At 68.5% G+C, this 20,517-nt stretch carries 32 protein-coding genes; 2 read left to right on the plus strand and 30 right to left on the minus strand.

Annotated elements, in window-relative coordinates; all coding sequences use genetic code 11:
- Positions 1-22: 22 nt before the first annotated feature.
- From rpsK to infA, 4 genes are all read right to left on the minus strand, one after another.
- Entirely contained in the window at positions 23-421 is a 399-nt protein-coding gene (gene rpsK, locus DEJ18_RS14640; protein WP_110824227.1) for a 30S ribosomal protein S11, read from the minus strand.
- Between the two features lie 9 nt (positions 422-430).
- A complete protein-coding gene (rpsM, locus tag DEJ18_RS14645) occupies positions 431-805 on the minus strand; it encodes a 30S ribosomal protein S13 (RefSeq protein ID WP_110824228.1) in 375 nt (124 codons plus the stop codon).
- 184 nt (positions 806-989) lie between these two features.
- Positions 990-1,106 (minus strand): 50S ribosomal protein L36, encoded by a 117-nt coding sequence (gene rpmJ, locus DEJ18_RS14650; RefSeq protein WP_022903266.1) that lies wholly within the window; start codon positions 1,104-1,106, stop codon positions 990-992.
- Positions 1,107-1,176: 70 nt separating this feature from the next.
- Positions 1,177-1,398, minus strand: coding sequence for a translation initiation factor IF-1 (infA, locus tag DEJ18_RS14655; RefSeq protein ID WP_017885509.1), 222 nt, complete (start codon positions 1,396-1,398; stop codon positions 1,177-1,179).
- 287 nt (positions 1,399-1,685) lie between these two features.
- Here infA and DEJ18_RS14660 point away from each other — a divergent pair, with 287 nt between their 5' ends.
- The gene (locus DEJ18_RS14660) at positions 1,686-2,975 is read left to right on the plus strand and encodes an LCP family protein (RefSeq protein WP_111210003.1); all 1,290 of its coding nucleotides are present in this window, start codon (positions 1,686-1,688) and stop codon (positions 2,973-2,975) included.
- A gap of 310 nt (positions 2,976-3,285) precedes the next feature.
- Here the strand turns inward: DEJ18_RS14660 and map are convergent, their stop codons facing one another.
- The 23 genes from map to rpsJ all read right to left on the minus strand — a co-directional run bounded on the left by map (position 3,286) and on the right by rpsJ (position 15,829).
- A complete protein-coding gene (gene map / locus DEJ18_RS14665) occupies positions 3,286-4,065 on the minus strand; it encodes a type I methionyl aminopeptidase (RefSeq protein WP_111210138.1) in 780 nt (259 codons plus the stop codon).
- Between the two features lie 65 nt (positions 4,066-4,130).
- Positions 4,131-4,721, minus strand: a complete 591-nt coding sequence (locus DEJ18_RS14670; protein WP_111210002.1) for an adenylate kinase — start codon at positions 4,719-4,721, stop codon at positions 4,131-4,133.
- Positions 4,718-6,040 carry a preprotein translocase subunit SecY gene (gene secY / locus DEJ18_RS14675; RefSeq protein ID WP_110824231.1) on the minus strand — a complete coding sequence of 441 codons (1,323 nt, stop codon included), beginning with the start codon at positions 6,038-6,040 and terminating at the stop codon, positions 4,718-4,720. Before secY ends, DEJ18_RS14670 begins: the two co-directional genes overlap by 4 nt.
- 178 nt (positions 6,041-6,218) lie before the next feature.
- Complete coding sequence (gene rplO / locus DEJ18_RS14680) at positions 6,219-6,683, minus strand: 50S ribosomal protein L15 (protein ID WP_110824232.1); 465 nt, start codon at positions 6,681-6,683, stop codon at positions 6,219-6,221.
- Complete coding sequence (gene rpmD / locus DEJ18_RS14685; RefSeq protein ID WP_082517835.1) at positions 6,680-6,865, minus strand: 50S ribosomal protein L30; 186 nt, start codon at positions 6,863-6,865, stop codon at positions 6,680-6,682. The genes rplO and rpmD overlap by 4 nt, the downstream gene beginning before the upstream one ends.
- Positions 6,865-7,671, minus strand: coding sequence for a 30S ribosomal protein S5 (gene rpsE, locus DEJ18_RS14690; RefSeq protein ID WP_111079982.1), 807 nt, complete (start codon positions 7,669-7,671; stop codon positions 6,865-6,867). Before rpsE ends, rpmD begins: the two co-directional genes overlap by 1 nt.
- A complete protein-coding gene (gene rplR, locus DEJ18_RS14695; RefSeq protein ID WP_110824233.1) occupies positions 7,668-8,045 on the minus strand; it encodes a 50S ribosomal protein L18 in 378 nt (125 codons plus the stop codon). Before rplR ends, rpsE begins: the two co-directional genes overlap by 4 nt.
- A gap of 2 nt (positions 8,046-8,047) precedes the next feature.
- Positions 8,048-8,584, minus strand: coding sequence for a 50S ribosomal protein L6 (gene rplF, locus DEJ18_RS14700; protein WP_111050814.1), 537 nt, complete (start codon positions 8,582-8,584; stop codon positions 8,048-8,050).
- A 6-nt stretch (positions 8,585-8,590) separates the two neighbouring features.
- Entirely contained in the window at positions 8,591-8,989 is a 399-nt protein-coding gene (gene rpsH, locus DEJ18_RS14705; protein WP_110824235.1) for a 30S ribosomal protein S8, read from the minus strand.
- A 157-nt stretch (positions 8,990-9,146) separates the two neighbouring features.
- Entirely contained in the window at positions 9,147-9,737 is a 591-nt protein-coding gene (gene rplE / locus DEJ18_RS14710) for a 50S ribosomal protein L5 (protein WP_110824236.1), read from the minus strand.
- Positions 9,737-10,090: a 50S ribosomal protein L24 gene (rplX, locus tag DEJ18_RS14715; protein WP_111073933.1), complete on the minus strand. Its 354-nt coding sequence runs from the start codon at positions 10,088-10,090 to the stop codon at positions 9,737-9,739. The genes rplE and rplX overlap by 1 nt, the downstream gene beginning before the upstream one ends.
- 3 nt (positions 10,091-10,093) lie before the next feature.
- Entirely contained in the window at positions 10,094-10,462 is a 369-nt protein-coding gene (rplN, locus tag DEJ18_RS14720) for a 50S ribosomal protein L14 (RefSeq protein ID WP_110824238.1), read from the minus strand.
- Between the two features lie 31 nt (positions 10,463-10,493).
- On the minus strand, positions 10,494-10,778 hold the full coding sequence (gene rpsQ, locus DEJ18_RS14725; protein WP_111079983.1) for a 30S ribosomal protein S17: 285 nt from the start codon (positions 10,776-10,778) through the stop codon (positions 10,494-10,496).
- Positions 10,778-11,098, minus strand: coding sequence for a 50S ribosomal protein L29 (rpmC, locus tag DEJ18_RS14730; protein ID WP_110824240.1), 321 nt, complete (start codon positions 11,096-11,098; stop codon positions 10,778-10,780). The genes rpsQ and rpmC overlap by 1 nt, the downstream gene beginning before the upstream one ends.
- Entirely contained in the window at positions 11,098-11,517 is a 420-nt protein-coding gene (gene rplP / locus DEJ18_RS14735) for a 50S ribosomal protein L16 (RefSeq protein WP_110824241.1), read from the minus strand. Before rplP ends, rpmC begins: the two co-directional genes overlap by 1 nt.
- A 2-nt stretch (positions 11,518-11,519) precedes the next feature.
- The gene (gene rpsC, locus DEJ18_RS14740) at positions 11,520-12,326 is read right to left on the minus strand and encodes a 30S ribosomal protein S3 (protein ID WP_110824242.1); all 807 of its coding nucleotides are present in this window, start codon (positions 12,324-12,326) and stop codon (positions 11,520-11,522) included.
- The gene (gene rplV / locus DEJ18_RS14745; RefSeq protein ID WP_110824243.1) at positions 12,326-12,718 is read right to left on the minus strand and encodes a 50S ribosomal protein L22; all 393 of its coding nucleotides are present in this window, start codon (positions 12,716-12,718) and stop codon (positions 12,326-12,328) included. The genes rpsC and rplV overlap by 1 nt, the downstream gene beginning before the upstream one ends.
- A gap of 25 nt (positions 12,719-12,743) precedes the next feature.
- A complete protein-coding gene (rpsS, locus tag DEJ18_RS14750; RefSeq protein WP_017885529.1) occupies positions 12,744-13,025 on the minus strand; it encodes a 30S ribosomal protein S19 in 282 nt (93 codons plus the stop codon).
- Positions 13,026-13,036: 11 nt separating this feature from the next.
- Positions 13,037-13,876 carry a 50S ribosomal protein L2 gene (rplB, locus tag DEJ18_RS14755; RefSeq protein ID WP_110824244.1) on the minus strand — a complete coding sequence of 280 codons (840 nt, stop codon included), beginning with the start codon at positions 13,874-13,876 and terminating at the stop codon, positions 13,037-13,039.
- An 18-nt stretch (positions 13,877-13,894) separates the two neighbouring features.
- Positions 13,895-14,194 (minus strand): 50S ribosomal protein L23, encoded by a 300-nt coding sequence (gene rplW, locus DEJ18_RS14760; RefSeq protein ID WP_110824245.1) that lies wholly within the window; start codon positions 14,192-14,194, stop codon positions 13,895-13,897.
- The gene (gene rplD, locus DEJ18_RS14765; protein ID WP_111210001.1) at positions 14,191-14,850 is read right to left on the minus strand and encodes a 50S ribosomal protein L4; all 660 of its coding nucleotides are present in this window, start codon (positions 14,848-14,850) and stop codon (positions 14,191-14,193) included. The genes rplW and rplD overlap by 4 nt, the downstream gene beginning before the upstream one ends.
- A 2-nt stretch (positions 14,851-14,852) precedes the next feature.
- Positions 14,853-15,506 carry a 50S ribosomal protein L3 gene (rplC, locus tag DEJ18_RS14770; protein ID WP_111079984.1) on the minus strand — a complete coding sequence of 218 codons (654 nt, stop codon included), beginning with the start codon at positions 15,504-15,506 and terminating at the stop codon, positions 14,853-14,855.
- Between the two features lie 14 nt (positions 15,507-15,520).
- Positions 15,521-15,829, minus strand: coding sequence for a 30S ribosomal protein S10 (rpsJ, locus tag DEJ18_RS14775; protein ID WP_110824248.1), 309 nt, complete (start codon positions 15,827-15,829; stop codon positions 15,521-15,523).
- A gap of 539 nt (positions 15,830-16,368) precedes the next feature.
- Here rpsJ and DEJ18_RS14780 point away from each other — a divergent pair.
- Positions 16,369-17,166 (plus strand): TrmH family RNA methyltransferase, encoded by a 798-nt coding sequence (locus DEJ18_RS14780; RefSeq protein WP_111210000.1) that lies wholly within the window; start codon positions 16,369-16,371, stop codon positions 17,164-17,166.
- A 75-nt stretch (positions 17,167-17,241) separates the two neighbouring features.
- Here the strand turns inward: DEJ18_RS14780 and DEJ18_RS14785 are convergent, their stop codons facing one another.
- The 3 genes from DEJ18_RS14785 to tuf form a co-directional block, all read right to left on the minus strand.
- Entirely contained in the window at positions 17,242-18,039 is a 798-nt protein-coding gene (locus DEJ18_RS14785; RefSeq protein WP_111209999.1) for a DarT ssDNA thymidine ADP-ribosyltransferase family protein, read from the minus strand.
- 87 nt (positions 18,040-18,126) lie between these two features.
- A complete protein-coding gene (locus DEJ18_RS14790; RefSeq protein ID WP_111079987.1) occupies positions 18,127-19,104 on the minus strand; it encodes a DNA topoisomerase IB in 978 nt (325 codons plus the stop codon).
- A gap of 122 nt (positions 19,105-19,226) precedes the next feature.
- Positions 19,227-20,414, minus strand: a complete 1,188-nt coding sequence (gene tuf / locus DEJ18_RS14795; protein ID WP_111079988.1) for an elongation factor Tu — start codon at positions 20,412-20,414, stop codon at positions 19,227-19,229.
- Positions 20,415-20,517: the final 103 nt, after the last annotated feature.

The raw sequence follows: 20,517 nt of genomic DNA on the forward strand, positions 1-20,517 counted from the left end.
GAACGGCCGGTTGCTCCTCGCGTCAGACGCGGCGGCGCTTCGGCGGGCGGCACCCGTTGTGCGCCTGCGGCGTGACGTCGTTGATCGAGCCGACCTCGAGGCCAGCGGCCTGGAGGGAGCGGATCGCCGTCTCGCGACCCGAGCCCGGGCCCTTGACGAAGACGTCGACCTTCTTGACGCCGTGCTCGGCGGCCTGACGGGCAGCCGACTCGGCAGCGAGCTGCGCCGCGAACGGCGTCGACTTGCGCGAGCCCTTGAAGCCGACGGCGCCCGAGGACGCCCAGCTCAGGACGGCACCCGACGGGTCGGTGATGCTGACGATGGTGTTGTTGAACGTGCTCTTGATGTGGGCCTGGCCCACGGCGACGTTCTTCTTCTCCTTGCGGCGCGGCTTGCGCGCGGCGGTCTTGGGGGTAGCCATCGTGATCTCCTATCGAGCCTTCTTCTTGCCTGCCACGGTGCGCTTCGGGCCCTTGCGGGTACGAGCGTTGGTCTTGGTGCGCTGACCGCGCACCGGGAGACCACGACGGTGGCGGAGACCCTCGTAGCTACCGATCTCGACCTTGCGGCGGATGTCGGCGGCGACCTCACGGCGGAGGTCACCCTCCACCTTGAAGGTGCCCTCGATGTAGTCGCGGAGGGCGACGAGCTGGTCGTCGGTGAGGTCCTTGACGCGGATGTCGCCGGAGATGCCGGTCTCCGCGAGCGTCTGGACGGCGCGGGTACGGCCGACCCCGTAGATGTAGGTGAGTGCGATCTCCACGCGCTTCTCGCGCGGGATGTCGACGCCTGCTAGACGTGCCATTGTGCTGGCTGCTCCTGTTGTCGATGGAGGTGTGGCGCAGTACCGGTGCCCGGGCCTCCGTCCCGAGGTGTCCCCCGCCCGCCGGAGCGGATGGGTTCTGGTACTGCGTTGTCGATCTTCAGTTGTGGGTCGTGCTCGAGCCGCTGGCAGTCTCCGACTGGCGGCCCCGGTCACGCGGGAGGGACTAGCCCTGACGCTGCTTGTGACGCGGGTTGCTCTTGCAGATCACCATGACGCGGCCCTTCCGGCGGATCACTCGGCAGTGCTCGCAGATGGGCTTGACGCTGGGGTTGACCTTCATTGTTCGTTCCTCGTGCTCGCTGGCTTCGTGCTCGGCGGGTTCGCCGGGCCGTTCCTTTCCAGCTCGCGGATCACTTGTAGCGGTAGACGATCCGGCCGCGGGTCAGGTCGTACGGGCTCAGCTCCACGATCACGCGGTCCTCGGGGAGGATGCGGATGTAGTGCTGGCGCATCTTCCCGGAGATGTGCGCGAGGACCTTGTGTCCGTTGGTCAGCTCAACGCGGAACATCGCGTTGGGCAGAGCTTCGAGCACCGAGCCCTCGATCTCGATGACGCCGTCTTTCTTGGCCATAGCCTCACTGTCGCTTGGTTGGATTACCGGTGTGATCCCCGAGCCGGTCTGCGGGTCGGGCGCCACGCCAGAGGGCATGGCACACCAAAGATCGATCTTATGTGGTAGACCGCGGATTGCCAAGTGCTGGCTCCACTCGGAGCGGCGCGGCCACCCCAGTACAGGGGACGGGCGTCCCGGACCGGTGCGCAGATGCGCTGTTCGACAGCGATCCCACGGTCGCAGCGGTGCCGCAGCAGAGCCCGGAGCCGTACGGTGACGGGAGCAGTCACCGAAGGAGAACCACCGTGCCCGACGCCACCGGCCGCGAGCGCCCCGTCGCACGCCACGGCCGACTCCCCCGCCGCCGCGGCTGGACGACCCTGTTGTCCGTCGTCGCCTCCGCCGCCGCGGTGCTCCTCGTCAGCGGCACGAGCGTGGCCGCGATCGCCGGCGCGCAGCTGGCCGCGGCACCCCGGACGGTGCAGCTCAGCACCGATGACCAGAGCACGGCGGAGACCGCCGACGTCACCGCCATCGAGGGCGGCGCGAACATCCTGCTCATCGGCAGCGACACCCGCGTCGGCCAGTTCGACTCCGAGGAGGACGTCGAAGGCGCCCGCAACGACGTCACGATGCTCGTGCACGTGTCGGAGGACCACCAGCAGCTCACCGCGGTCAGCTTCCCCCGTGACCTCATGGTGCCCATCCCTGCGTGCACGAACCCCGAGACCGGCACCACCTACCCCGCCGCCGAGTCCGCGCAGTTCAACACCGCGCTCGGCAACGGCGGGGTGTCCTGCGTGGTCGACACCGTCGAGAACCTCACCGGCCTCACCGTCCCGTACGCCGGACTCATCACCTTCGACGGGGTCATCGAGATGTCGAACGCACTCGGCGGTGTCGACGTGTGCGTCGCGACCCCGATCGACGACACGTTCACCGGCCTCCACCTGACCGCGGGCGCACACTCGCTGCGGGGCTCGGACGCCCTCGCGTTCCTGCGCTCGCGCCACGGCGTCGGCGACGGCAGCGACCTCGCGCGCATCAGCTCGCAGCAGGTGTTCCTCTCGGCCCTCCTCCGCCAGGTGACCGCGGACGGCACACTCTCGAACCCGATCACGCTCTACAAGCTCGCCGGCGCCGCGCTCTCCAACATGGCGCTCTCGGACGGGCTCGCCCAGACGCGCACCCTGGTCGGACTCGCGTCGACCCTGCGCGGCATGAGCACCTCGAGCATGCTGTTCGTGCAGTACCCCGTCATCGACGACCCGGCCGACACCGCGCGGGTCATCGTCGACGAGGCGAACGCCCACACGTTGAACGTGGCCCTGCAGACCGACGAGCGGACGACCCTCAGCGACTCGTCGACGGGGCGGGCGTCCCAGGAGTCGTCGGACGCCGAGAGCACCGCTCCGTCCGCCACGCCGGCGCCGTCCGACACCACGGCCCCGGCGGACACCGCGAGTCCGTCGACGAGCCCCTCGGAGACACCGGGCGGGCAGACGACCACCACGAGCAGCCCGTCGGCGACACCGCTGCCCTCCTCGATCACGGGGCAGAGCGCGGCGGAGGAGACCTGCTCCGTCGGCAACTGACGACACCGACCGCGCGCCGGATGCGGCGGCGGCCGGCACGGACCTGCCGGTCGTCGGCGGGAGCCTGCCGAGGCGAGCCTGCGCCACGAGACGCACGGCACCCTGCGACCTGCTGAGGGGCCTCCCGTCACCGACTCCGGGACCGGGACCGCGAACGGGCCAGGGGACCGAGGACCGAAACCGGGACCGGCAGCTGGAGCGGCAGCTGGAGCGGCCCGGGCGGACTGGAGGCTCGGCACACCGGACCGACACCGGTGCCAGCCCGCACGGCACGAGCACTTCTCCCCCGCCGGCGGCGGCGGCGCTCGCCCTACGGCACCGGGACCGGGGTCACTCCCAGGGGCGCGAGCGCCGCTGCGCCACCGTCGGCGGCCGTCAGCACCCAGATCCCGTCGGCGTGCACCGCGACGCTGTGCTCCCAGTGGGCTGCGTCGGACCCGTCGAGCGTCCGCACCGTCCACTCGTCGGCGTCCGTCGAACTGTCGATCGTGCCGGCCGTGACCATCGGCTCGATGGCGACCGCGAGACCGGGCTGCACGGCGGGGCCGGCGCCACGGACGCGGTGGTTGAACACGGGCGGCTCCTCGTGCATCGAGCGCCCGATGCCGTGACCCGTGTAGTCCTCGACGATGCCCCACGCACCGGTCTCGTCGATGGCGTCCTCGACGGCCGCCCCGACCTCGTGCAGGTTCTTCGCGAGCGCGAGCGCCGCGACGCCGTGCCACAGCGCACGCTCGGTGGTGTCACAGAGCTTCTGCCGGGCGTCCGTCACCGCGGGGTCGCCACCGGGCACGACGACCGTGAACGCGCTGTCGCCGTTCCACCCGTCGACCTCGGCTCCCGCGTCGACCGACACGATGTCCCCGGCCTGCAGCACCCGCTCCCCGGGGATCCCGTGCACGATCTCGTCGTTCACCGAGACGCAGAGCGTGTGGCGGTAACCGGGCACGAGCTGGAAGTTCGGGACGCCCCCGCCGTCACGGATGGTGCGCTCCGCGATGGCGTCGAGCTCGCCGGTGGTCACCCCGGGACGGATCGCCGCGCGGACGGCGTCGAGGGCCTGCGCCGTGAGGAGGCCCGGGCGCACCATGGCGCGCAGTTCCTCCGGCGTCTTGTAGATCGAGGGCTTCCGCCGTCGCACCGGGTCGACCTCGGTCAGACGGCGGCGGGGAGGCCGCGCGCGGTCAGGGCGTCGGCGATGCGATCGCCGACCTCGTCCACGCCGCCGAGCGCGTCCACGTCGACCACGAGGCCACGCTCCTGGTACACGGCGACGATCGGCGCGGTCTGCTCCTGGTAGACCTGCTGCCGACGACGGATCGTCTCCTCGGTGTCGTCTGCGCGGCCCTGCTCCTGCGCCCGCTGGAGCAGCCGGTCGACGAGGGCGTCCTGGTCGGCGACGAGCTGGACGACGACGTCGAGGGCGTCTCCCTGCTCAGCCAGGAGGCCGTCCAGGTACTCCACCTGGGCCACGGTCCGGGGGTACCCGTCGAGCAGGAAGCCGTGCTCCGCGTCGGACTCGGCCAGGCGGTCCCGGACGAGTTCGTTCGTCAGGTCGTCCGGCACGTACTCGCCGGCGTCCATGAGCGCCTTGGCACGCTGTCCGAGCGGCGTCCCCTCGGCCACGTTCTTCCGGAAGATGTCGCCGGTGGAGATGGCGGGGATCGAGAAGGTGGACGCGATCCGTCCGGCCTGCGTGCCCTTCCCGGCTCCGGGAGGTCCGACGATGATGAGGCGTGCGCTCAACGGAGAAGCCCTTCGTAGTGACGTTGCTGCAGCTGCGAGTCGATCTGCTTCACCGTCTCGAGGCCGACACCCACGATGATCAGGATGCTGGCACCGCCGAACGGGAAGTTCTGGTTCGCCCCGAACAGCGCCAGTGCTGCGAGCGGGATGAGCGCGATGAGACCGAGGTAGAGCGCACCGGGCAACGTCACCCGGGTGAGGACGTAGTCGAGGTACTCAGCGGTCGGACGTCCGGCACGGATGCCCGGGATGAACCCGCCGTACTTCTTCATGTTGTCGGCGACCTCTTCGGGGTTGAAGGTGATCGCGACGTAGAAGTACGTGAAGCCGACGATGAGCAGGAAGTACAGGACCATGTAGAACCAGTTGTCGCCCGAGGTCAGGTTGCTCTGGATCCAGGTCACCCACGGGGCCGGCGCGCTGCCGTCCGAGGGCTGGTTGAACTGGGCGATCAGCGCCGGCAGGTACAGCAGCGACGACGCGAAGATGACGGGCACGACGCCGGCCATGTTCACCTTGATCGGGATGTACGTGTTGTTGCCGCCGTACGTGCGGCGCCCGACCATGCGCTTGGCGTACTGGACCGGGATCCGCCGCTGCGACTGCTCGACGAACACGACGGCCATCATGATGACCAGGCCGACCAGGATGACGAAGAGGAAGAGCTCGAAGGACTGCGACTGCTCGATGGCCCAGAGCGCCGACGGGAACTGGGCGGCGATCGACGTGAAGATGAGCAGCGACATGCCGTTGCCGATGCCGCGCTCGGTCACGAGCTCGCCCATCCACATGATGAGGCCGGTGCCGGCGGTCAGTGTGATGACCATCAGGAGGATGGCGTACCAGCTGTCGTTCGAGATGATCGACGTGCAGGACGCCGATGCGCTCGTGCCGAAGAGGGCACCAGAGCGGGCGACCGTGATCAGGGTGGTGGACTGCAGCACGCCCAGCGCGATGGTGAGGTAACGCGTGTACTGCGTCAGCTTCGCCTGACCGGACTGGCCCTCCTTGTAGAGGGAGTCGAAGTGCGGGATCACCACGCGCAGGAGCTGCACGATGATCGACGACGTGATGTACGGCATGATCCCGAGCGCGAAGACCGAGAGCTTCAGGAGCGCGCCGCCGGAGAACAGGTTGATCAGGTCGTACAGGCCGCCGGAGGACGACGCGGACGCCAGGCAGGCCTGCACGCTGGCGTAGTCCACGAACGGTGCCGGGATGTACGAGCCGAGGCGGAACAGCGCGATGATCGCGAGGGTGAAGCCGATCTTCTTCCGAAGATCTGGGGTGCGCATGATGCGCGCGACCGCTCTGAACACGAGTTACTCCGAACTTCTGTGACCGGTTGACCGGTCGAGCCGGGCGAGGTCGCCCGTGGCCGGAAGCGCCGACCCCGTGGCCCGGCACGCACGTCGAACGACGCCGTGTTCCGGACCTGCCATCAAGGAAACCGTAACGGCGGCCCGCGCGCAATGCGCGGGCCGCCGCCGACGGGGACTACTTGGTGACGGTGCCGCCCGCCGCCACGATCTTCTCCTCGGCCGAAGCCGAGACCTTGTCGACCGTGACCGTGATCGCCACGCTGATGTCACCCTGACCGAGAACCTTGACCTTCTCGTTCTTGCGGACGGCGCCCTTGGCGACCAGGTCCGCGACGGTGACGTCGCCACCGTTCGGGTAGAGCTCCGCGATCTTGTCCAGGTTCACGGGCTGGTACTCGACGCGGAACGGGTTCTTGAACCCGCGGAGCTTCGGGGTGCGCATGTGCAGCGGCATCTGCCCACCCTCGAAGCCGACCTTGACCTGGTACCGGGCCTTCTGACCCTTGGTGCCACGGCCGGCGGTCTTGCCCTTCGAACCCTCACCACGACCGACGCGGGTGCGGTCCTTCTTGGACCCCGCTGCCGGACGAAGGTGGTGGACCTTCAGGATCTGGACGCGCTCGTTCTTCTCGTCGCTCATGCGTCGACCTCCTCGACCTTCACGAGGTGCGCAACCGTCGCGATGTACCCGCGGTTCTGGGAGTTGTCCTCACGCAGGACCGTACGGCCGATGCGCTTGAGACCCAGGCTGCGGAGCGTGTCGCGCTGGTACTGCTTCTCGCTGATGACGGACTTCGTCTGCGTGATCTTCAGCATCGCCATCACGCACCTGCCTTCTCGTTCGCAGCCGTACGTGCGGCCGCCTCGGCGTGCAGCAGACGGGCCGGGACGACGTGGTCGACGGGCAGACCACGACGGCTGGCGACGGCACGCGGCTCTTCGAGCTGCTTGAGCGCCGTCACGGTCGCGTGCACGATGTTGATGGTGTTCGACGAACCGAGCGACTTGCTCAGGACGTCGTGGATGCCGGCGCACTCGAGCACGGCGCGGACCGGACCACCGGCGATGACACCGGTACCGGCAGCGGCCGGACGCAGGAGGACGACGCCAGCGGCGGCCTCACCCTGCACCGGGTGCGGGATCGTGTTGCCGACGCGGGGGACGCGGAAGAAGTTCTTCTTCGCCTCCTCGACGCCCTTCGAGATGGCGGTCGGGACCTCGCGGGCCTTGCCGTAGCCGACGCCCACCAGACCGTTGCCGTCACCGACGACGACGAGGGCGGTGAAGCTGAAGCGACGACCACCCTTGACGACCTTGGAGACGCGGTTGATGGTGACGACGCGCTCGAGGAACTGGCTGTCGCCGCCGCGACCGTTGCGGTCGTTGCCGCCACGGCCACCCTGCTGACGGTCACGCCCGCCACCGCTGCCGCCACCACGACGGCCACGGTTGTCGACGGAGTCGCGGTTGTTCGATGCCGAACCCGCAGCGGTCTCGACGGGACGCTCGACGACCGGGACGTCGGGCTCCTTGGCCGCGGGGGCCTTCGCCTCGGTGGTCTCGGCGTCGGTCGTCTCGACCTCGGTCGTGGCCTCGGCGTCGTCGTTGGTGTTCGCGATGTCGCTCACAGGTTCAGCCCTCCTTCACGGGCACCATCGGCGATCGCGGCGACGCGACCGGCGTACTTGCTACCGCCGCGGTCGAAGACCACGGCCTCGACGCCAGCCGACTTCGCACGCTCGGCGACGAGCTCGCCGACGCGACGGGCCTTGGCGGTCTTGTCGCCGTCGAACGAGCGGAGGTCGGCCTCCATCGTCGATGCGCTGGCGAGGGTGTGACCCTTGGCGTCGTCGATGACCTGCACGAACACGTGACGTGACGAACGGGTGACGGCGAGACGGGGACGGGTCTCGGTCCCGGTGATCTTCTTCCGGAGACGGTTGTGGCGACGCGCCTTGGCAGCCGCCTTGCTCTTGCCTCGAGTACGAGTTCCGATGGCCATGATCACTTACCTGACTTTCCGGCCTTGCGGCGCACGATCTCGCCGGCGTAGCGGACACCCTTGCCCTTGTAGGGCTCGGGCTTGCGCAGCTTGCGGATGTTGGCCGCGACCTCACCGACGAGCTGCTTGTCGATGCCGTTCACGGTGACCTTGTTGTTGCCCTCGACGGCGAAGCTGATGCCGGCCGGCGGGTTGACCGTGATCGGGTGGGAGTACCCGAGCGCGAACTCGAGGTCGCTGCCCTTGGCCGCCACGCGGTAACCGGTGCCGACGACCTCGAGGCCCTTGGAGTAGCCCTGGGTGACGCCGATGATCTGGTTCGCGATGAGCGAGCGCGTCAGGCCGTGCAGCGCGCGGGAGGAACGCTCGTCGTCCGGGCGGCTGACGAGGACCTGGTTGTCCTCGACCTTGGCCTGGATGGGCTCAGCGATGACGAGCGTGAGCTCGCCCTTCGGGCCCTTGACGGCGACGTTCTGGCCGTCGACCGAGACGGTCGCTCCGGCCGGGATGTCGATGGGGAGACGTCCGATACGAGACATGATCGATCACCAAACGTAGGCGAGGACTTCCCCACCCACGCCCTTCTGCTCGGCTTCGCGGTCGGTCAGGAGCCCCGAGGAGGTCGACAGGATCGCCACGCCGAGGCCACCGAGGACCCGGGGGATCTCGGTCGACTTCGCGTAGACGCGGAGGCCCGGCTTCGAGACGCGCTTGATGCCGGCAATCGAACGCTCGCGATCGGGGCCGTACTTGAGGTCGATGGTCAGGGTCTGCCCGACGCGGGCGTCCTCGACCTTCCACTCGCTGATGTAACCCTCGCGCTTGAGGATGTCAGCGATGGTCTGCTTGAGCTTGGAGCTCGGAAGCGAGACGGCGTCGTGGTGCGCCGAGTTCGCGTTCCGCAATCTGGTCAGCATGTCTGCGACCGGATCGGTCATCGTCATGATGCGTTTTCCGTCCTTCGTCCGGTTTCGACACCCGTTCCACGAGTGCCGACCTCGACGATCGATGTGATCCCAGGGCGGTTCCCCGGGATCGGTGTGACTTCGTGCGAGCGGGCCGGAGGAGAGAACTCCTCCGGCCCGCACCGCCCGGAGTAGCTTAGACCGTCTGCTCGGCAGAACGGAACGGGAAGCCGAGCTGGCGGAGCAGCGCGCGGCCTTCGTCGTCCGTCTTCGCGGTGGTCACGACGGTGATGTCGAACCCACGCACGCGGTCGATGCGGTCCTGGTCGATCTCGTGGAACACGCTCTGCTCCGAGAGACCGAAGGTGTAGTTGCCGTTGCCGTCGAACTGGCGGTCGCTCAGGCCGCGGAAGTCGCGGATGCGCGGGAGTGCCAGCGACAGCAGGCGGTCCAGGAACTCCCACGCGCGGTCACCGCGGAGGGTGACGTGCGCGCCGATGGCCTGGCCCTCACGCAGCTTGAACTGCGCGATGGACTTGCGGGCCAGCGTGACCTGCGGCTTCTGACCGGTGATCGCCGTGAGGTCCTTGATGGCGCCCTCGATGATCTTCGAGTCGCGCGCGGCCTCACCGACACCGGTGTTGACGACGACCTTGACCAGGCCGGGGACCTGGTTGACGTTCGCGTAACCGAACTGCTCGGTCAGCGCCGCCTTGATCTCGTTGCGGTACTTCTGCTTGAGGCGCGGCTGAACTTTCTCAGCAGTCGCGGCAGTCGTGTCGGTCATCAGAGCTTCTCACCAGACTTCTTGGCGTAGCGGACGCGGACGGTCTTGGTGACGCCGTCCTTCTCCACCTCTTCGTTGCGGAAACCGACGCGGGTCGGCTTCTTGGTCTTCGGGTCGACGATCGCGACGTTCGACACGTGGATCGGGGCTTCGTGCTGCTCGATGCCGCCGGTCTTCGAACCGCGCTGGGTCTGACCGACGCGGACGTGCTTGGTCACGAAGTTGATGCCCTCGACGACCAGGCGGTCGCCGCGGACCTCGATGACCTTGCCCTGCTTGCCGCGGTCGCCGCCACGCTCCTGCGTGGCACCCGTGATGACCTGGACCAGGTCACCCTTCTTGATGTTCGCCATGGCTTACAGCACCTCCGGCGCGAGCGAGATGATCTTCATGAACTTCTTGTCACGGAGCTCGCGACCGATCGGACCGAAGATGCGCGTGCCGCGCGGGTCGCCGTCAGCCTTGAGGATCACTGCCGCGTTCTCGTCGAACTTGATGTAGGAGCCGTCCGGACGACGGGTCTCCTTCTTGGTGCGAACGATGACCGCCTTGACGACGTCACCCTTCTTCACGTTGCCGCCGGGGATGGCGTCCTTCACCGTGGCGACGATGACGTCACCGAGGCCGGCGTAGCGACGACCCGAGCCACCGAGAACGCGGATGGTCAAGATCTCCTTGGCACCCGTGTTGTCGGCGACCTTCAGGCGGGATTCCTGCTGAATCACTGCTGTCTCCTATTCCGAAGCGGGCCGAGGCCTACTTGGCCTTCTCGAGGATCTCGACCAGGCGCCAGCGCTTCGTGGCGCTGAGGGGACGGGTCTCGCTGATGACGACCAGGTCGCCGATGCCGGCGGTCCCGAGCTCGTCGTGGGCCTTGACCTTCGACGTGCGACGGATGACCTTGCCGTAGAGGGGGTGCTTCACGCGGTCCTCGACCTCGACGACGATCGTCTTGTCCATCTTGTCGCTCGTGACGTAGCCACGACGGGTCTTCCGGTAGCCGCGGGTGACGGCTGCGGAGTCCTTCTCTTCGGTCGCCATCAGTTCTCCTCGGCGGTCTCGGCCTCGGTCGACTCAGCCGGCTTCTCGGCCTTCTTCGACGACTTCTTGGCCTTCGGGGCGGTCTCGACGGGGGCGGGCGTGGCACGGATGCCGAGCTCGCGCTCGCGGAGCACGGTGTAGATGCGCGCGATGTCGCGCTTGACGGCACGGAGACGGCCGTGGCTCTCCAGCTGGCCGGTGGCCGACTGGAAGCGGAGGTTGAACAGCTCCTCCTTGGCCTTCTTCAGCTCGTCAGCGAGACGCTCGTTCTCGAAGGTGTCGAGCTCAGTGGGACGGAGCTCCTTGGAACCGATCGCCATTATGCGTCGCCCTCCTCGCGCTTGATGATGCGTGCCTTGAGGGGCAGCTTGTGGATTGCACGGGTCAGTGCCTCGCGGGCGATCTCGTCGCTCACGCCGGAGAGCTCGAAGAGCACACGACCCGGCTTGACGTTCGCGATCCACCACTCGGGGGAACCCTTACCGGAACCCATTCGGGTCTCAGCCGGCTTCTTGGTGAGCGGGCGGTCCGGGTAGATGTTGATCCACACCTTGCCGCCACGCTTGATGTGACGCGTCATGGCGATACGAGCGGACTCGATCTGACGGTTGGTCACGTAGGCCGGGGTGAGCGCCTGGATTCCGTAGTCACCGAAGGAGACCTTGGTGCCACCGGTCGCCTGACCCGAACGCTTCGGGTGGTGCTGCTTGCGGTGCTTGACTCGACGGGGGATAAGCATGGTTACGCCTCAACTCCTGCGCCGGCCGGCGCGTCCTGCGGGGCCTGCTGCTCGCGACGGTCGCCACCGCGCTCGTTGCGGTCGCCACGGGGGCCGCCGCCACGACGGTCGCCGCCACGACGCTCCGGGCGGGACGAACGCTGGTTCGCCTGCTCGCGAGCGAGCTCCTTGTTCGTGATGTCGCCCTTGTAGATCCAGACCTTCACGCCGATGCGGCCGAACGTGGTCCGGGCCTCGTAGAAGCCGTAGTCGATGTTCGCGCGGAGGGTGTGCAGGGGCACACGGCCCTCGCGGTAGAACTCCGAGCGCGACATCTCGGCGCCACCGAGGCGGCCCGACACCTGGATGCGGACACCCTTGGCGCCGGCGCGCTGTGCACCCTGCAGGCCCTTGCGCATGGCGCGACGGAACGCGACACGAGCGGAGAGCTGCTCGGCGATGCCCTGCGCGACGAGCTGGGCCTCGGTCTCGGGGTTCTTGACCTCGAGGATGTTGAGCTGGATCTGCTTCTTGGTGAGCTTCTCCAGCTCGCTCCGGATGCGCTCCGCCTCGGCGCCGCGGCGACCGATGACGATGCCCGGGCGTGCCGTGTGGATGTCCACGCGGACGCGGTCACGGGTGCGCTCGAGCTCGATGCGGGCGACGCCCGCGCGGTCGAGGGTCTTCGTCAGGAACTGACGGATCTTGACGTCCTCGGCCACGAAGTCGGCGTAGCGCTGACCCTTCTTCGTGCTGTCGGCGAACCAGTGGGAGATGTGGTCCGTCGTGATCCCGAGACGGAAGCCGTACGGGTTGACCTTCTGGCCCATTACTTGCTCGCCTTCTTGCTCGTCGCGGCGGCCTCGGCCTCATCCGGCGTCGCGAGGACGACCGTGATGTGGCTGGTGCGCTTGTTGATGCGGAAGGCGCGGCCCTGGGCGCGCGGCTGGAACCGCTTCAGGGTCGTGCCCTCGTCGACGTAGACGCTGCTCACGTAGAGGTCGCGCTCGTCGAGGAAGCTGTTCGTCGAGTCCGCCTTGACACGTGCGTTGGCGATCGCCGAGGCGACCAGCTTGTACACGGGCTCCGAAGCGCCCTGGGGGGCGAACTTCAGGATGGCGAGCGCCTCGTGGGCCTGCTTGCCGCGGATCAGCTGGATGACGCGACGGGCCTTCTGAGGCGTGACGCGGATGTGTCGCACGCGTGCGATCGACTCCACCATTTCGTTCCTCCTCTTCGTCGCCGCCTTAGCGGCGACGGCCCTTCTTGTCGTCCTTCACGTGGCCGCGGAAGGTGCGGGTCGGCGCGAACTCGCCGAGCTTGTGACCGACCATCGACTCGGTGACGAACACCGGGATGTGCTTGCGGCCGTCGTGCACCGCGATGGTGTGACCGAGCATGTTCGGGACGATCATCGACCGACGCGACCAGGTACGGATCACGTTCTTGGTGTTGGCCTCGTTCTGCGTGACGACCTTGCGGAGCAGGTGCTCGTCGACGAAGGGGCCCTTCTTCAGACTGCGTGGCATCTTCGGAACTCCTACTTGCGCTTCTTGCCGGCGTTACGGCGACGGACGATGAGCTTGTCGCTCGGCTTGTTGGGCTTGCGCGTGCGGCCCTCGGCCTGGCCCCAGGGGCTGACCGGGTGACGACCACCGGACGTCTTGCCCTCACCACCACCGTGCGGGTGGTCGACCGGGTTCATCGCGACACCACGCACGGTCGGGCGGACGCCCTTCCAGCGCATGCGGCCGGCCTTGCCCCAGTTGATGTTCGACTGCTCGGCGTTGCCGACCTCGCCGATCGTCGCGCGGCAGCGGGCGTCGACGTTGCGGACCTCGCCCGACGGCAGACGGAGCTGCGCGTAGGGGCCGTCCTTGGCGACGAGACGCACCGAGGCACCGGCGGACCGGGCCATCTTCGCGCCGCCACCCGGGCGGAGCTCGATCGCGTGGATCACGGTACCGACGGGGATGTTGCGCAGCGGCAGGTTGTTGCCCGGCTTGATGTCCGCGCCGGGGCCCGTCTCGACGACGTCGCCCTGCTTGAGCTTGTTCGGCGCGATGATGTAGCGCTTGGTGCCGTCCACGAAGTGCAGGAGCGCGATGCGCGCCGTGCGGTTCGGGTCGTACTCGATGTGCGCGACCTTGGCGTCGACACCGTCCTTGTCGGCACGACGGAAGTCGATCACGCGGTACTGGCGCTTGTGGCCACCACCGATGTGACGCGTCGTGATGCGACCCGAGCTGTTCCGGCCACCGGTCTTCGGCAGCGGACGGAGCAGGGACTTCTCCGGGGTCGAACGGGTGATCTCGGCGAAGTCGGCGACCGAGGAGCCGCGACGACCGGGGGTCGTGGGCTTGTAGTTACGAATAGCCATGATTTATCCCTCTGGTCCTCAGCCGACAGCCGTGAAGATGTCGATCGAACCGGACTTGAGCGTCACGATGGCGCGCTTGGTGTCCTTGCGCTTGCCGATCCCGAACTTGGTCCGGCGGGTCTTGCCCGGACGGTTCAGCGTGTTGATGCCGGCGACCTTGACGTCGAAGATCTTCTCGATGGCGAGCTTGATCTCGGTCTTGTTCGCACGGGGGTCCACGAGGAACGTGTACTTGCCCTGGTCGATGAGGCCGTAGCTCTTCTCCGACACGACCGGCGAGATGATGATGTCGCGCGGGTCCTTGTTGAAGCCGCTCATGCGGTGATCTCCTTCGCGGTCTTCGACGCGATGAAGGCGTCGAGGGCGCTCTTGCTGAAGACGACGGCGTCCGCACGGAGGACGTCGTAGGCGTTCAGCTGGCCGTACGAGAGCGCGTGGACGTTCGGCAGGTTGCGGACGCTCTTGAGCGTGAGCTCGTCGCCCGACTCGAGCACGACGAGCACGTGCTTGACGGGCGCGACCTTCTCGAGCAGCGTGCGGGCGGTCTTGGTCGACGGCAGCTCGGCCGCGACGAAGCCCTCCACAGCGGAGATGCGGCCACCGCGGGCACGGTCCGAGAGCGAGCCGAGCAGGGCTGCGGCGATCATCTTCTTCGGGGTGCGCTGCGAGTAGTCACGCGGGGTCGGTCCGTGGACGACGCCACCGCCGGTGTGCTCCGGAGCGCGGACCGAACCCTGACGGGAGCGGCCGGTGCCCTTCTGCTTGAACGGCTTGCGACCGGCACCGCGGACTTCGCCACGGTTCTTGGTCTTGTGGGTGCCTTGACGCGCGGCGGCGAGCTGCGCGGTGACGACCTGGTGGATCAGCGGGACGTTCGTCTCGACGTCGAAGAGCTCGGCGGGGAGCTCGATGCTCCCGGCGACGGCTCCGGTCGCGTCGAGGACGTCGATCGTGGTTGCGGTCGTGGTGGCCATGATCACTTACCCTTCACGGCGGTGCGGACGAAGACGGAACGGCCACGAGCACCGGGGACGGCGCCCTTGACGAGCAGCAGACCCTTCTCGGCGTCGACGGCGTGGACCGTGAGGTTGAGGACGGTCACGCGGTCGCCACCCATCCGACCGGCCATGCGCATGCCCTTGAAGACACGCGACGGGGTCGAGGAGGCGCCGATCGAACCGGGCTTGCGGTGGTTGCGGTGCGAACCGTGCGAGGCGGAGACACCGGCGAAGCCGTGACGCTTCATGACACCGGCGAAGCCCTTGCCCTTGCTGGTGCCGACGACGTCGACCTTCTGGCCCGCTTCGAACAGGTCGACCGTGAGCTCCTGGCCGAGCGTGTACTCGGCGGAGTCGTTCGTCCGGATCTCGGTGAGCGTGCGGCGCGGGGTGACCCCGGCGGCCTCGAAGTGGCCAGCGGCCGGCTTGTTCACCTTGCGGGGGTCGATCTGGCCCGCGGCGATCTGGATCGCCTCGTAGCCGTCGCGCTCGACGTTGCGGATCTGGGTGACCACGTTCGGGCCGACCTCGATCACGGTGACGGGGATGAACTTGTTGTTCTCGTCCCACACCTGGGTCATCCCGAGCTTCTTGCCGAGGAGGCCCTTGACGGTCTTGGTTGAGTTCGCCATGAGTTCCAGCCCCCTTACAGCTTGATCTCGATGTTGACGTCCGCCGGGAGGTCGAGTCGCATGAGCGAGTCGACGGCCTTCGGCGTCGGGTCGACGATGTCGATGACCCGCTTGTGCGTGCGCTTCTCGAAGTGCTCGCGCGAGTCCTTGTACTTGTGAGGGGAACGGATCACGGGGATCACGTTCTTCTCGGTGGGGAGCGGCACCGGGCCGACCACGGTCGCACCGGCACGGGTCACCGTGTCGACGATCTTCCGGGCCGACGTGTCGATGACCTCGTGGTCGTACGACTTGAGCCGGATGCGGATCTTCTGTCCCGCCATGTGTTTTCCTGTCCTCTCTGCGCCGCGCACCCTCAGGCCGCCTGACGCCGCCGGGGCTCCGCTGTCGCGTGCCCGGCTGTTTGCGTGAACCACCGGCTCCATCCGCAGGGGATGACCGCTGTTCTCCTGTCAACCGCGCGAGTACCAGGGGCACCCGCGTGGGCATGTCGTCACCCGCGCACCGGATCGCGCTGCACTGTCGTGCCGCACGGTGGTGCTGGAGGATGTCGATCGTGTTCTGCTGCCTGCGGCCCAACCCAGCCCTGCTGAACAAGGGGGTTGTGCACTGCCAGAGCAGTGACCCCGCGGGCGCGTGCGCCTCGGGATTTCGGAACCGGACAAGTCTCGCATAGGCCCCGCATCCGTGCAACCCGGGCGTGTCGCGCTCTGCGCGGCGTGTCGGGAGGCCCGCCACGGGCCTCCCCGGCCGCCCTGACCGAGCCTGGAGGCTCGCCCTCCGCGCGGCGGTCGACGCACGTCCTGCGCGGGGCGGTGACGCAGCCCCCGGCGGGCGTCCGACGCGCTGCTAGCCTTCGCCCATGCCGGAACACGAAGTGCTCACCGACCCGTCCGACCCAGCGGTGCAGCGGCTCGCCGACCTCGCCAAGCCGGCTCGCGGAACCGTCCGCACCGCGATCGTCGAGGACCCCGAGCCCCTCGTGCAAGCACTCCGCGCCGGCGTCCGGTTCGTCGAGGTGTACGGCGAATCGACCCGCGAGTTCCCCGCCGACCTCACCGCCCTGTGCGGTGAGCACGGAGTCCCGGTCCGACTGGTGGACCCGGCCGTGCTCACCAAGGTGTTCCGCTCCGAGAAGCGCCCGAAGGTGTTCGGTGTCGCGTCCGTCCCCGCCCCCGCCCGGTTCTCCGCCCTCGCCGAGGGAGCCGGGGACGTGCTCGTCCTCGACGGCGTGAAGATCGTCGGCAACATCGGCGCGATCGTCCGGACCGCGGTCGGTCTCGGCGCGCGCGGCGTCGTCCTGGTCGACAGCGACCTCGCGACCATCGCCGACCGCCGTGTCGTCCGCGCCAGCCGCGGGCACGTGTTCTCGGTGCCGGTCCTGCTCGAGACCCGGGAGCGCGTCGCACGGTGGCTCGGCGAATCCGGCCTCCGTGTCGTCGACGTCGACATGGACGGCTCACTGTCGCCGGAGTCCCTCGGCGCCCTCGACGAGGACGTCGCACTGCTGCTCGGTGCGGAGAAGACTGGTGCCTCGGACGTCCTGCAGGACCTCGCCACGCAGACGGTCTCGGTCCCGATCGACGACCGTGTGGAGTCGCTCAACGTGTCGGTCGTCGCCGGCATCGTGCTGTACGCCCGCTCGCGCCGGCACGGCTGAGCCGCCCGCCGGGACGACGACGCCCCGGGTCCCTCGTGGGGATCCGGGGCGTTCGCACGTCCTGGCGGTCCGGCGTCAGTCCTCGGGCAGCGGCGGGACGAACCACGGCGGGAAGACCGCCACGCGGGGCGCGGCCCCACCCTGCTCGGCGAAGACGGCCTTCACCTGCTGGCGGACCTTGTCGTTCGGGACACCCACCAGGGCGACCGAGGACAGCGGCACCCGGGGGCCGGCGAGCAGCTCGACGCCGTGCATCGACGGGTCCGTGATGTCGGTCCGGCGGAGCAGGTTGGTCGCTGCCTCCGGCCCGACGGCGAACCGCACGTCCGGGTCGTCGGCGTCGGTGTCCGCCAGGATCACGGAGGCACCGAACGCGGTCGTCGGGACCACGAGGACGACGTACTCGGTCGCGCGGGTGCGCCGGGCGGCGTCCGACCAACGGCCCTCCTCGGCGCCGGAACGGAGCTCGTCCCAGCGGCGGGCGTCGGGCGACAGGGTGAACGGGACGTGGCCGGCCACGCTGGAACCGTCGGGTGCGGTGGCCGCACCACGGGCCTCCCGGGTGGCGGCGGAGCTGACGTCGACGGACGGCGCCGCCTGGTCGGCGGCGAGGATCGCGCCCTCGGCGACGATGGACGCGAGGTTGTCCACGTGTGTGACGTGGTGGGCCCGGAGTGCCGCGAAGTCGCGGGTGGCGGGGAGCGTCGGCTCGACGGGCTTCCCGTTCGCGTTCGTCGGGGCGGACCGCAGGGACGTCGTCACACGGGTCCGCCGCGGCGTCGGGGTCTTCGTGATGGTCTCCGGATCACGCTGCCGGGGGGAGCAGATGTCGCAGAGTTCGATGGGGAAACCGTGGATGCACTCGTCGGTCACGACTGATGGGTCCTTCCGTGCCTCGTGGGGTGGGCGGGCACGACCACCAACGCTACGTCATCCGGGAACCGCGGGCGACCGATCACGTCACTGGCGGTACAGGAGTGCCCGGACCTCGGCCTCGGCCGCGTGCAACCGGGTCGGGTCGATGGTCTCGCCGTGCTCGTACGCATCCAGGAGCCGCGGGTCGATGTAGCTCTGACGGGCGACGGTCGGGGTGTTGCCCAGGACCTCGCTGGCGGCCTTCACCGCGTGCGAGATCGCCTTCTTGCGCTTGGCCTGACTGGACAGGACGCCGGTCTGGGCCAGGTCGACCGCGGCCGCGACCGTGCCGTGCAGCGTGCGGAAGTCCTTGGCGGTGAAGTCCTCCCCCGCGCGCTCCTTGACGTACGCGTTGATGTCCTCGGCCGTCACCGGTTGCCAGTCGTCGCCGCGCCGTTCACGGAACGACAGCAGGCGCGCGGTCGGCCCGCGGCGCTTCATCCCGACCAGGACACGGGCGAGGTCGGCGTCGTGGATCGTCGAGGACCACGCCTGGTGGCTCTTGCCGGGGAACTCCAGCTCGATGTCGTCGCCGGAGATGTGGGCGTGCGTGCAGAGCAGGGTGGACAGGCCGTGGCTGCCGTGCTCGGTGGCGTAGCGCTCGGAGCCGACGCGCAGGGACCCCTGGTCGAGCATCCGGAACGCGGCAGCCAGCGCCCGTCGGCGGTCCGGCTCCGGGCGGCGGAGGTCCTGCGTGACCATGCGTCGGGCGGCCGGGAGGGACTCGGCCAGCGCCAACGCACGGTCGTACTTGATCTTGTCCATCCGGTCGCGCCAGGACGGGTGGTACATGTACTGCCGGCGTCCGGCGCCGTCGATCCCGGTGGCCAGGATGTGGCCGTTGTCGTACGGCGAGATCCAGACGTCGTCCCATGCCGGCGGGATGACGAGGTCCTCGAGGCGCTGGCGTACCTCGGGGTCCGTCACCGTCGTGCCGTGCGGGTCGCGGTAGGAGAAGCCCTTGCCACTGCGGACGCGGTGGTACCCGCGACCCTTGGTCGAGGAGCGGCGAAGACGTGTCACGTCCTCGATGCAACACCATCGGCACTGCCGTCGGCGGCAGGAACGTACCCCGGACGGCGGTCCGGGAACACGGAAGCGGGGCCGGACCCGAAGGCCCGACCCCGCTGACGCAGCAACCGGAGTTACTTGATGATCTTCTCGACCGTACCGGCACCGACCGTACGACCACCCTCGCGGATGGCGAAACGGAGGCCCTCTTCCATGGCGATCGGCTGGATCAGCTCGACGGTCATGGCGACGGTGTCACCGGGCATGACCATCTCGGTGCCCTCGGGCAGCGTGATGACGCCGGTGACGTCCGTGGTGCGGAAGTAGAACTGCGGACGGTAGTTCGCGTAGAACGGGTTGTGACGACCGCCCTCTTCCTTGTTCAGGATGTACGCGTTCGCGGTGAACTCGGTGTGCGGCGTGACCGAACCCGGCTTCACGACGACCTGGCCGCGCTCGACGTCCTCGCGCTTGAGGCCACGGATGAGCAGACCGGTGTTGTCACCGGCGACTGCCTTGTCCAGCAGCTTGCGGAACATCTCGATGCCGGTGACCGTGGTCTTCTGGGTCGCCTTGATGCCGACGATCTCGACCTCGGAGTTGATGTCGAGCTCACCGCGCTCGACACGACCGGTGACGACGGTGCCACGACCGGTGATCGTGAAGACGTCCTCGATCGGCATGAGGAACGGCTGGTCGGTGGCGCGCACCGGGTCCGGGACGTTCTCGTCGACGGCGGCCATCAGGTCCTGGACGGACTTGACCCACTTCTCGTCGCCCTCGAGCGCCTTGAGCGCCGAGACCTGCACGACGGGGGCGTCCTCGTCGAACTCCTGCGAGCCGAGCAGCTCGCGGACCTCGAGCTCGACGAGCTCCAGGATCTCCTCGTCGTCCACCATGTCGGCCTTGTTCAGCGCGACGACGATGTACGGGACGCCGACCTGGCGGGCGAGCAGCACGTGCTCACGCGTCTGGGGCATCGGGCCGTCGGTGGCGGCGACCACGAGGATCGCGCCGTCCATCTGGGCCGCACCGGTGATCATGTTCTTCACGTAGTCGGCGTGACCAGGAGCGTCGACGTGCGCGTAGTGGCGCTTGTCGGTCTGGTACTCGACGTGCGAGATGTTGATCGTGATGCCGCGCTGACGCTCTTCGGGAGCGTTGTCGATCTGCGCGAAGTCACGGGCCTCGTTGAGGTCCGGGTACTGGTCGTGCAGAACCTTGGTGATCGCCGCCGTGAGCGTGGTCTTGCCGTGGTCGACGTGACCGATGGTTCCGATGTTGACGTGCGGCTTGGTCCGCTCGAACTTGGCCTTGGCCACTGTGGGTCCTCCTCAGGACTCGGATGCGTCGCCCCCGGCAGGACCTTGGTCGGCCCTGCACTGTTGGCGCGCGGTGTGTGTGTCTCTACTTTACTTGGTGACG

Origin of the sequence: Curtobacterium sp. MCSS17_015, assembly GCF_003234265.2 — a bacterium.
GTDB lineage: Bacteria > Actinomycetota > Actinomycetes > Actinomycetales > Microbacteriaceae > Curtobacterium.